The following is a 9,329-nucleotide window of genomic DNA, read 5'->3' on the forward strand; positions in this document are numbered from 1 at the left end:
GCGCGGTGTAGGCTCTTTCCGCGCCTTTTTCGCCTGAGGAGGACTCCACCCCATGTCCTGCCCGCATTGTGGTCAGCCGCTCCCTGAAGGCCAGTCGTCGCGGACGTGTCCCCACTGCGGCGGGGACGTGAACGCGCCCAGGTCGCCGGTGATGGACGAGGTGGCGGACCAGGCGCAGCGCGCGGCGGACTCGGCGGGCCGCGCGGTGCAGGACGTGCTGGACGACCCGAGGCTGCGCGAGCGGCTGCCCGGGGGCTCGCTGCCGCTGCTCGGTTCCGGACTGGTGGCGGCGGCGGTGGTGGCTCCGGTGCTGCCCTTCATTGGCGGCGGGCTGGGGCTGCCCTGGTCGGTGTTGATGCTGGTGGGCGCCGGCATGCTGGGCGCGCGCGAGTGGGTGGCCGCGGGCCGGAAGCTGCCGGACGCGCTGGTGCCGGTGGTGAAGTGGGCCGCGCATCCGGCGTTCCTGCCCATGTTCACCGCGCTCACCGTGACGCAGGCGTTCCTGTCACTGGGGTTGGGCGTGGCGCCGCTGTTGTGGGTGCTGGCGGCGGTGGTGCTGGGCTCCGTGCAGTGGCGGGCGTTCAAGGCGTCGTCGCTGGCGGAGCCGTCGCTCACGAATCGGCCGGCGGACGTGCGGCTGAAGCGGTGGGTGTTCGCGGGCGTGGCGGCGTGCGCGGTGGGGCTGCTCCTGCCGTGGAGCTCGGCGTGGTCGCTGGTGCCCACGGCCCACCTGCAGCGCGAACGCAACATCACCATCGACAACAACTTCGCCTGGGACATCCAGGACAACGACACGTGGAAGTTCAACACGCTGGTGCTCCCGTCGGGTCAGGGCGCGGGGACGGGGCGCGGCCGGCTGGGCGCGACGGGCGTGGTGCTGGGGCTCTTGGCGCTGGGCGTGCTGGGGTCGGTGCGGCGCGCGCGGGAGGCACTGCCTTCGGTGGTGCCGGCGGTGCTCGCGGGGCTCATCACCGTCTGGGCGCTGACGGGCCTGGCGTCGAAGCCGGGGCCGTGGCTGTTCCTGCTGGGCATCCTCGCGGTGGACGTGGCCGTCGCGCGCGAGTGGCTGGGGCCCCGGAGCGCGGTGCCCCCCACGGAGCCGCCCGCCTCAGCGTGACGCGCGGCCCTGCACGATGGCGCGGAAGGAGCGGCTGCGCAGCTCCTCCAGCGAGAGGCCGGTGGCGCGGGCCTCCTCTTCCGTGAGGGCGCCGCAGGCGAGCCCGCGCAGGAAGAAGTTGAGCAGGCCCTGGCCGGTGGCGGCGTCGTCGAACACGTCGCCCAGCAGGGTGGCCTGGGCGGCCTTGTCCACGAAGGCCTTGAGGCGCTGGGACGCTGGCTCCAGGCCCTCCTGGAAGAAGGCGTAGACGGCGGCGTAGCGCACGGGGAGCTGTGCGGGGTGCAGGTCCCAGCCCTGGTAGTAGCCGCGCTCCAGCGAGTGGCGCGTGTGCCGGTACGCCACCTGCCACGCGCGGTGCACGGCGTCGGTGTTCTCGCGCCGCTGCATGGGGAGGAGCGGGGTGTCACCCTGCTTGCGGTGGGGGCCCACGGGCATGACGTTGGTGGCGCCGTCGGACAGGCGCACGCCGCTGCCCGCGAGGAGCACCTGCACGGTGTCGCGCAGGTAATCGCAAGCGGGGTGGAGCATGTGCTGCATGTGCGCGCTGACATCCAGGGCGGCGGTGTAGTCGTAGACGCCCAGGTGCACGTGGGAGCAGCGGCCCTCGCCGGCCTCCACGAGCGAGCGCAGGTGCGGCCGGCCGCGCGCGTCGAAGAGTGCCTGGGGCGTCTCCACCATCAGCTCCAGGGAGAGCGCGCCGGGGGACAGGCGGTGGGCGGACTCCAGCTCCGACAGCAGCTTCGCCAGGGCGGTCACCTGTTCAGGCACGGTGACCTTGGGCAGGGTGACAACGAAGGACTGAGGCAACCTGCCACCGGATTGCTCCAGCAGCGTGGTAACGAAGAGGTCCAGGGTGCGCGAGGCGCGGGCGTAGAGCTCTTCCGTGAAGGACTTCACGCGGATGCCGATGAACGGAGGGAGCGAGCCCTGCTCCAGGCCCAGGGCCACCTCCGTGGCGGCGGTGACGGCGTGGGCGTCCTCCTCCGAGTCAGGACGGTGGCCATAGCCGTCCTCGAAGTCGATGCGGAAGTCCTCCACGGGTTCACGCTGGAGCTTGTCCACGACGCGGTCATGGACGCGCTGGGCGAAGCCGCCGCGCTGGGGCAGGCCCAGGCCATGGGCGAGCTGGGAGCCATCGGCGGCGTAGTCGCGCAGCGCCGCGAGCGCCAGGTCCCCCATCTTTCGCGCGGTGCCAGCGCGGAAGAGGTGGGCGCCGCCGTACACGGTGTGCACGGGTTGGCGCCGGGAGGACTCGCCCGGATACACGTGGGTGAACGCCACGTTGGCGCGGCGCAGGGCTTCACGGGAGGCGGCGGAGGCTTCGGGCGTGAGCGTGGTCTTCATGGGGCTGGGGCTTCGGGAGCGGGGATGAACAGCCGTCGCATCCAGGCCACGAAGCGCTGGGCGAGCTCGTGGTCTGCCTGGAGGTAGTGCTTGGACACGGCTTGCCCGAGCGGCGTGCCGGGTTCCTGCTGCCAGGCGAGCCAAGTGTGGATGGCGGCCTTGGAGCGATAGGTGGGTTTGAAGCGGCGCTCGGGGAGGGCGTCCAGGGCCGTGAAGGCCGCGGGCAGAAGTGGGTCGCTCTGCGTGACGAGCTGCTGGAGGAAGTCCTCCAGGATTCCCGTGAGCTGGTTGTCCGGCATCATCCAGATGCCGATACGTGGCAGCGTGCCTTGAGCAGGGATGATGACGCCTGCTGCTTCGGGCTGGCTGGGTAACTGGGTGTAGCCGGAGTGCTCGAGCACGTCACGGAGGGACTGCCAGCGGTGGGCAAGGTCGTCATCCGCGTCGACAACGACGCCGATGGTCTTCACTCCAAGCACGCGCGGGCGGACCTTCAAGTCATCGCGCAGCCGCTCGTATCCGTCCTTGGCTTCGACAACGAAGAGCTGCTTGTTATCGAGCTTGTGGTGGTTGCAGAGGTGGTAGACGACTTCGCGATCTTCCGCGCCTTCCACCAGGAGAATCCGCTCTGGCTTGGAAGGCATCAGCGAACCTCGATGGATTCCCGAGTGATGATCTCTAGGTCACCCTCATTGAAGACGGTGGCTTTGATGTCGCCATCTGTCTGGGCGAGGCTGATGAGCATCCCGTCCTCGGGATGGGCGGACGCTGCTTTCTGGAAGGCAGAGATGCAGTCCCAGCTATGCGTGGTTGCGAAGACCTGAACGCCGAGCTGACTGGACGCCTCGAATATAAACCGCCAGAGCTGTTCCTGGGCCGAGTAGTGGACGCCGTTTTCAACTTCATCAACTAAGAAGAGACCTGACTTCGAATTTACGAGGCCTAGCGCGAGCTCGAAAATTCGATTCATTCCATCGCCCATGCCGTAGAGCGGTTCAGGTGCAGCGTGACCTTTCCTGGCGACGATTGCATAGCGCATCCCTTGAACCATGGGACCCTCAACTAGAGATATGCGCTCAATGTCTGATGCAATAATTCTAAGGGCCTGGAGCACGGATTGCTCGCCCTCGGTCAGTACAATGCCATCCCAGTATGGACCGATGTCTGGGCTTGAGATGCCTCGGGCAGGGATGTACTGGCAGGTGAATAGACCAGCAGGCTCTGATTGTCCTGGTCTTCTAAGGCTAATTCCTCGAAGACTTACGAATTCATCCAGGCGAACATGCCGTTTGGTTTCGATGCCTAGGCGAATTTGGAGCGCTTCTTCAGCGCTCTCTGGTGATTGTTGCTCTTGCTCATCCAGCGGAATAAACAAACTTCGTGAGATGCGGCCAGTGTCATCTTTGAGGTATGACCGTCTGCCGAGTTGGATAGACAGTCTGTTTTCCTGAATGGTTGGGCCGAGGTGTAGTGAGGTGGCGGGCTGGAAAAATGCGCGAAAAATGTTGACGCTTTGAAATCTTTCTTCGCGCGAAGTTACTCGCTGGACCTCTTGTCGGCGTACGAGAAGCTCTCGAAGTTCATAGGCTGCGTCGATGCCTGCCGCATAGACTTTGAGTGCTTCCAGGACCGTGGTCTTCCCCACGTTGTTCTTGCCGACGATCAGATTGACGCGGCCCAGGCGCGGAATCTCCAGGTCCCTGAACGCTCGGAACCCCTGGATGCGGAAGGAGGGGAGGAGGGGAGCGGAAGGGGGCGGCATGGCAGCAGTGTCCTGGCGCACGGCCAGGCGCCGTGCAGTGCGCCCCGGGTGAGCCCCGAGGCATCTCGAACCATCCCCAGAACCCCCCGTCCGCGCAACTTCCAGATGCGCGGCCGGGACAGTCCTTCAGGGGCTTACGGCCGGCGCTTCAGCCACGCGGACACCTCCGGGGTCACGCGCTCGCGCAGGGCCACGTCCTGGGTCAGCCGCTCCAGGGTCTGCGCCGTGGCCTGCTGTGCCTCCGGAATCGGGTTCGCCTGGAGCAGCGCCTTCATCTGCTCCAGCTGCTCGCGCGTGCGCAGCAGGCCCAGGCCTTCCACCACCCGGCGCAGCAGCATGGGCGCCGCTCCCGTGCGCCCCACCAGGTCCTTCCAGTGCTTCTGCAGCTGCGCCCACCACGCGTCGCGCCCGGTACGGTTGCCCAACAGGCCTGTCGCGAAGCTCGCCACGTCCTGTGTCTTCACCGTCTCCGTGAACAACAGCGCCTGCGCGCGCTCCGTCAGCTTCGCGTCCTCGAAGGACGTGAGCGCCATCAGGTAGCGCCGCTGCGTCGCCGGGTCCGGCTCCTTCGGCATCCGCTGCGACAAATCATCGAACAGCGCCGCGTCGCCCGCGCGCGCCACCATGCCCACCGCCGTGTCCAGCAGGTTCGCGTCCAGCGCGGTCTTGTCTCCCTGGAGCATCCGCGCCACCAGCGGACGTGCCTCCGCCAGCACCTGCGGACTGCGCGCCAGGCCGCCCACCGCGCGCACCAGCGCCGCGCGGCGCAGCCGCACCCGGTCCGGCTCGCCCGGCGCCGCCTGCCAGCCCAGCTTCTTCAGGCCGCCGCCCAACAGCTGCTCCACCCACCGGCGGAAGCGCTCCTGGTCCTCGCCCTCCGTCAGCCGGTTCTCGATGTACCCGAGCCGCCCGACGAGCTCGTCCAGCACCGCCTCGTCCTCCTCGTCCCCGAAGCGCGCCGCCAGGTCCAGCAGGTCCGCCACCGGCGCCTGCGCCGAGCGCACCAGCGCCCACATGTCCGCCAGCAACGAGATGCGCTCCGACGGCGCCAGCGTCCCCATGTTCGCCGCCAGCGCGTCCAGCGCCGGCTTCTCGTACGCCACCCGGTAGAAGCCCGTGGAGCCGCCGTTGGCGCACAGCCACTTCACGTCGCCCGAGCCGCCCTCCAGCGTCACCGTCGTCTCCGCGTCACGGAAGAGCACCCGCTGCTCCTTCACGCCGCTCGCGTCCTCGAAGCGCAGCACCATGGGCACCGGCCACGTCTCCGAGCTCTTCACCCCCGGCTCCGAATAGAGGCGCTGCTGCGACAGCGTCACCTTCCGCCCCTCCACCTTCACCGACACCAGCGGGAAGCCGCTCTGGCCAATCCACTTCGTCGCCAGCTCGTTCACCGGCTGCTTCGCGGCCTCACCCAGCGCGTTCCACAGGTCTTCCTTCACCGCGTTCGCGCGCGCGTGCTTGCGCATGTACAGCCGGATGCCTTCGCGGAAGGGCCCCTCTCCCAGGAACCCTTCAATCATCCGCAGCACCGCGCCGCCCTTCTCGTACGTAATCGCGTCGAAGCTCTCACCGGCCTCGCCCGCGTTGCGCACCTCCCCGTGGATGGGGTGCGTGGACTTGAGCGCGTCCAGCGCCAGCGCGCTCGCCCGGTGCGCGTCGAAGTCCAGCCACATGCGCCAGTCCGGCCGCCACTGGTCGACAATCTTGAACGCCATCCACGTCGCGAACGCCTCGTTGAGCCAGAGGTCGTCCCACCACACCATCGTCACCCAGTTGCCGAACCACTGGTGCGCCAGCTCGTGCGTCACCACCTCCGCCACGCGCTTCTGCACGGACAGCGGAGCGGTGGCCGGGTCCAACAGCAGCGCCACCTCCCGGTAGGTGATGAGGCCGGCGTTCTCCATCGCGCCCGCCTCGAAGTCCGGGATGCCCACCTGGTCCACCTTGCCAAAGGCATACGGCAGCCCGAAGTAGTCCTGCAGCCGGGGCAGCACTTGCAGCGCCGCGTCCTGCCCGAACTTCGCCAGGTGCGCCTTCTCCGGCAGCGCCCACGTGCGCACCGGGATGCCCTCCGCCTTCTCCTCCGGCGTGCCCACCAGCGGGCCCACCACCAGCGCGATGAGGTACGAGCTGAGCAGCTCCGTCTCCTCGAACGTCACCTTGCGCAGCGCCCCGTCCTTCTCGTCCTTCACCACGCGGCCGTTGCCCAGCACCGCGTGGCCCTCCGGCACGCGCACGGTGAGCGCCCAGCGCGCCTTGAAGGCCGGCTCGTCGAAGCAGGGGAACAGCCGGCGCGCGTCCGCGGCCTCGAACTGCGTCGCGGCCACCTTGCCCGCCGCGTACAGGCCTCGCAGGCCGTCACTGAAGTGCCCCGTCCAGAGCACGTCCAGCGTGGCGCTGCCCGCGGGCAGGGGAGCATCGAACGTGAGCACCACCGTCTCGCTCACCGGGGCCACGCGCTTGGACGCGGGCTTGCGCACGTCGTTGCCGGCGCGGAAGGTGACCTCGCCCAGCTCCAGCGCGTTGGCGTGGAGGATGATCTCCTTGGTGGGCTGGGACAGCTCCAGCTCCACGCGCTGCTCACCCGTGAAGGTGCGCCCCTCCAGGTCCAGGGTCACCGTCGCTTGATAGCGGCGCGGGCGGAGGGTGGTGGGCAGGCGGAAGTTCTTGTCGTCGGTGGGATGCGCCATAGGGGCGGCAATCTAGCGCCGGCCGCGCCTTGTGCTCGTGCTCCATTTCCCAGTGTCCGCCGCTTCACGGCGTTCCAACCCCGCTGACGGGGGCACCAGCTGCCCGAAGAGGCTCGACTCGCGCTGGAAGAAGCCCTCCGTGCGGAAGGCCACGACCCGGCCGCGCTTCGCGGTGCGCATCCACACCTGGATGCGGGGCCGCTGCCCGGGCGCCCACGTGTAGAGCCCGTGCAGCTCGCGTCGCGCCGTACATCCACCTCCACGGGGCGACACCTCCGTTGGCCGGCGGGCAGGAAGGTGCCTCGGTGCATGGCATTGGAGCGGGGGACTCGCGCAGACTGCCGGGCCATGGGCTCTCGTCTCGTCCACGTCCTCCTTATCTCCGTGGTCACCGTGCTGGGGCTGCTCGTCCCGTGGGCGCAGGCGGACGACTGGGCCCGCCTGCTGGAGACGGTGCTGGGCTCGGCGGCCATCTGGCGGCTGTCCTCGGTCGAGCAGGGCGTGGTGCACCGGCTCGCGGAGCTGGGCGTCTTCGCGGTCGCGGGGGCGATGCTCGGGAACGGGCAGGCGTTCGCGCTGCGCCGGGCGGGGCTCCAGGTGTCTGGCTGGGCGGGGTTGACGGCGATGGCGGTGGCGGTGGGCCTGGTGGGCTCGCGGGCCCTGGCCGTGGCGCTGGGGCTGTCGCCCGGGACGGCGTCCATCGGGATGGGCGTGGCGGTGGGCCTCACGCAGGGGTGGCTCCTGCGCCGCGAGGTGCATGGCGCCGCCGTGTGGGTGGCGGCGTGCGCGGTGGGCTACGGCATGGCCGGGCCGGCGGCGGACTGGAAGACCAACGCCTTGAGGGCGGCGGTGGACGTGGGGGCGACCTGGCGCCTGTCCTCCATTGTCATCACGGCGCAGGCCATGACGTGGGGGGCGCTCGCGCTGTGCACGGCCATTGGCGGTGCGTTCATCTTGTCGAGCCTGCGCACCCAGGTGCTGCCCGCGACCGGTTCGCGGATGCCCGGCGCCCTGGGGCAGTTCGCGGTGCTGGGGCTGGCGCTGCCGCTGATGGTCGCGCTGGAGGCCCGGGAGAAGAGCCCGCCGCCGCGGGAGTTGTCGGAGGGCTGTTTCCTCCAAGTGGTGCCCGCTCCTATCCGGGAACCCGCGAAGAGGGTGGTCCCGAGCACGCCTGGCGAGGTGCTCAGCCCCGGATGCGTGGGCGTGGTCTGCAGGAACGTAGGCCTCCCCACGTCGCCGCCCCCTGCCGCAGGGATCGTCACTGAACCCAGGCCCCGTCCGGCGCCCGTCCTCCATGACGAGCACCTGCGCACGTTGTTCCGCGAGGAGCAGAAGCGGATGCCGTCGCCCACGCGCCGGTGGAACAACCCCGCGTCGGGTGACGCGCCGCTGCGCGCGGGCGCGACCGGACGCAGCTCGAACAGCGTCGTGCCCTGAGGGATTCAGGGTGCGCGGTTGCCATGGGTGGGAACTTCCTTGCCCAGCGCATGCCGACAGGTGGGCGCACTCCGTCGTGAGGTGGACATGCGCAATGCCGCGAAGACCGGGCACGGCGGTTGCTCTGTCGCGTGTGCATGGGACGAGGCGTGTGGGTGGGCGCGTTGGTGAGCGCGCTGGTGTGGGGCGGGGCGGCTCAGGCAGAGAACAAGGTCACGGCGACGAAGAAGGCCCGGCCGGTGGTCGAGTTGTCGGACCGGGCGCTGTGGCGGGCGAAGTCCTGGGTGGGGATGACGACGCTGGCGAAGATGAGCTCGACGGTGAGCGATGACTGCTCGGGCATGACGCGTCTGGCGTTCCAGCAGCGGCGGTTGGATTTGCTGCCGGACGACGTGCTGCCGGAGGAGAACGGCGTCACGGCCATCCACCGCAAGGCGCGCGCGCTGGGGATGCTGACGGAGACGCCGAAGCCGGGCGCGCTGGTGTTCTTCAAGAACACGTTCGACCGCAACCGCGACGGCCTCATCAACGACGGCCTCACGCACATCGGCATCGTGGAGCGGGTGGGGACGGACGGCACGGTGACGTTCGTGCACAAGTCCGGCGGGCTGGTGAAGCGCTCGCGCTTCAACCTCGCGCAGCCTGAGGCGCGCAAGGACGCGAAGGGACACGTCATCAACGACTGGCTGCGCCGCCAGGGGAAGAAGACGCGCGGCTACCTGGCGGGGGAACTGGTCGCGGGCTTCGCGTCGGTGGACGAGCGCTGGCGTTCGCCCGAGCAGCCGCGCCTGGCCTCCGCGAAGCTCACCGTGAAGGGTGACGCCCGGACGGCGCGGCGCTAGACACGGCCGGAAGATGTCCACCGTTGAAGGTCCATCCGAGTCCCCGAGCCCCGAACCCTCCGGCCCCATCCCGCCGGCACCGCCGGAGGTGCAGCCCGCGCCGACGCGAAGAAGGCGCTGGGCGCGCTGGATACTCG

General features: G+C 69.4%; 8 protein-coding genes. 3 read left to right on the forward strand and 5 right to left on the reverse strand.

The window, feature by feature from the left end:
- The first annotated feature begins 52 nt into the window (after positions 1 to 52).
- Entirely contained in the window at positions 53 to 1,117 is a 1,065-nt protein-coding gene (locus tag D7Y15_RS06460) for a zinc ribbon domain-containing protein (protein WP_148712706.1), read from the forward strand.
- Here the strand turns inward: D7Y15_RS06460 and D7Y15_RS06465 are convergent.
- From D7Y15_RS06465 to D7Y15_RS06485, 5 genes are all read right to left on the reverse strand, one after another.
- The gene (locus D7Y15_RS06465) at positions 1,109 to 2,461 is read right to left on the reverse strand and encodes a phosphoenolpyruvate kinase (protein ID WP_120578494.1); all 1,353 of its coding nucleotides are present in this window, start codon (positions 2,459 to 2,461) and stop codon (positions 1,109 to 1,111) included. The genes D7Y15_RS06460 and D7Y15_RS06465 overlap by 9 nt on opposite strands.
- Positions 2,458 to 3,105 carry a DUF3226 domain-containing protein gene (locus D7Y15_RS06470; protein ID WP_121752004.1) on the reverse strand — a complete coding sequence of 216 codons (648 nt, stop codon included), beginning with the start codon at positions 3,103 to 3,105 and terminating at the stop codon, positions 2,458 to 2,460. The genes D7Y15_RS06465 and D7Y15_RS06470 overlap by 4 nt, the downstream gene beginning before the upstream one ends.
- Entirely contained in the window at positions 3,105 to 4,223 is a 1,119-nt protein-coding gene (locus D7Y15_RS06475; protein WP_121752005.1) for an ATP/GTP-binding protein, read from the reverse strand. The genes D7Y15_RS06470 and D7Y15_RS06475 overlap by 1 nt, the downstream gene beginning before the upstream one ends.
- 134 nt (positions 4,224 to 4,357) lie before the next feature.
- Positions 4,358 to 6,913, reverse strand: coding sequence for a M1 family metallopeptidase (locus tag D7Y15_RS06480; RefSeq protein WP_121752006.1), 2,556 nt, complete (start codon positions 6,911 to 6,913; stop codon positions 4,358 to 4,360).
- 12 nt (positions 6,914 to 6,925) lie between these two features.
- Positions 6,926 to 7,186, reverse strand: a complete 261-nt coding sequence (locus tag D7Y15_RS06485) for a hypothetical protein (RefSeq protein ID WP_233604846.1) — start codon at positions 7,184 to 7,186, stop codon at positions 6,926 to 6,928.
- 75 nt (positions 7,187 to 7,261) lie between these two features.
- Between D7Y15_RS06485 and D7Y15_RS06490 the strand changes: the two genes are divergently transcribed.
- Both D7Y15_RS06490 and D7Y15_RS06495 read left to right on the forward strand, forming a co-directional pair.
- Complete coding sequence (locus tag D7Y15_RS06490; protein WP_121752007.1) at positions 7,262 to 8,350, forward strand: hypothetical protein; 1,089 nt, start codon at positions 7,262 to 7,264, stop codon at positions 8,348 to 8,350.
- Between the two features lie 137 nt (positions 8,351 to 8,487).
- Entirely contained in the window at positions 8,488 to 9,192 is a 705-nt protein-coding gene (locus tag D7Y15_RS06495; RefSeq protein ID WP_148712707.1) for a CHAP domain-containing protein, read from the forward strand.
- Positions 9,193 to 9,329 lie beyond the last annotated feature (137 nt).

The organism is Corallococcus sp. AB030 (assembly GCF_003668965.1).
In the GTDB taxonomy this organism is placed as follows: Bacteria; Myxococcota; Myxococcia; order Myxococcales; family Myxococcaceae; genus Corallococcus; species Corallococcus exiguus.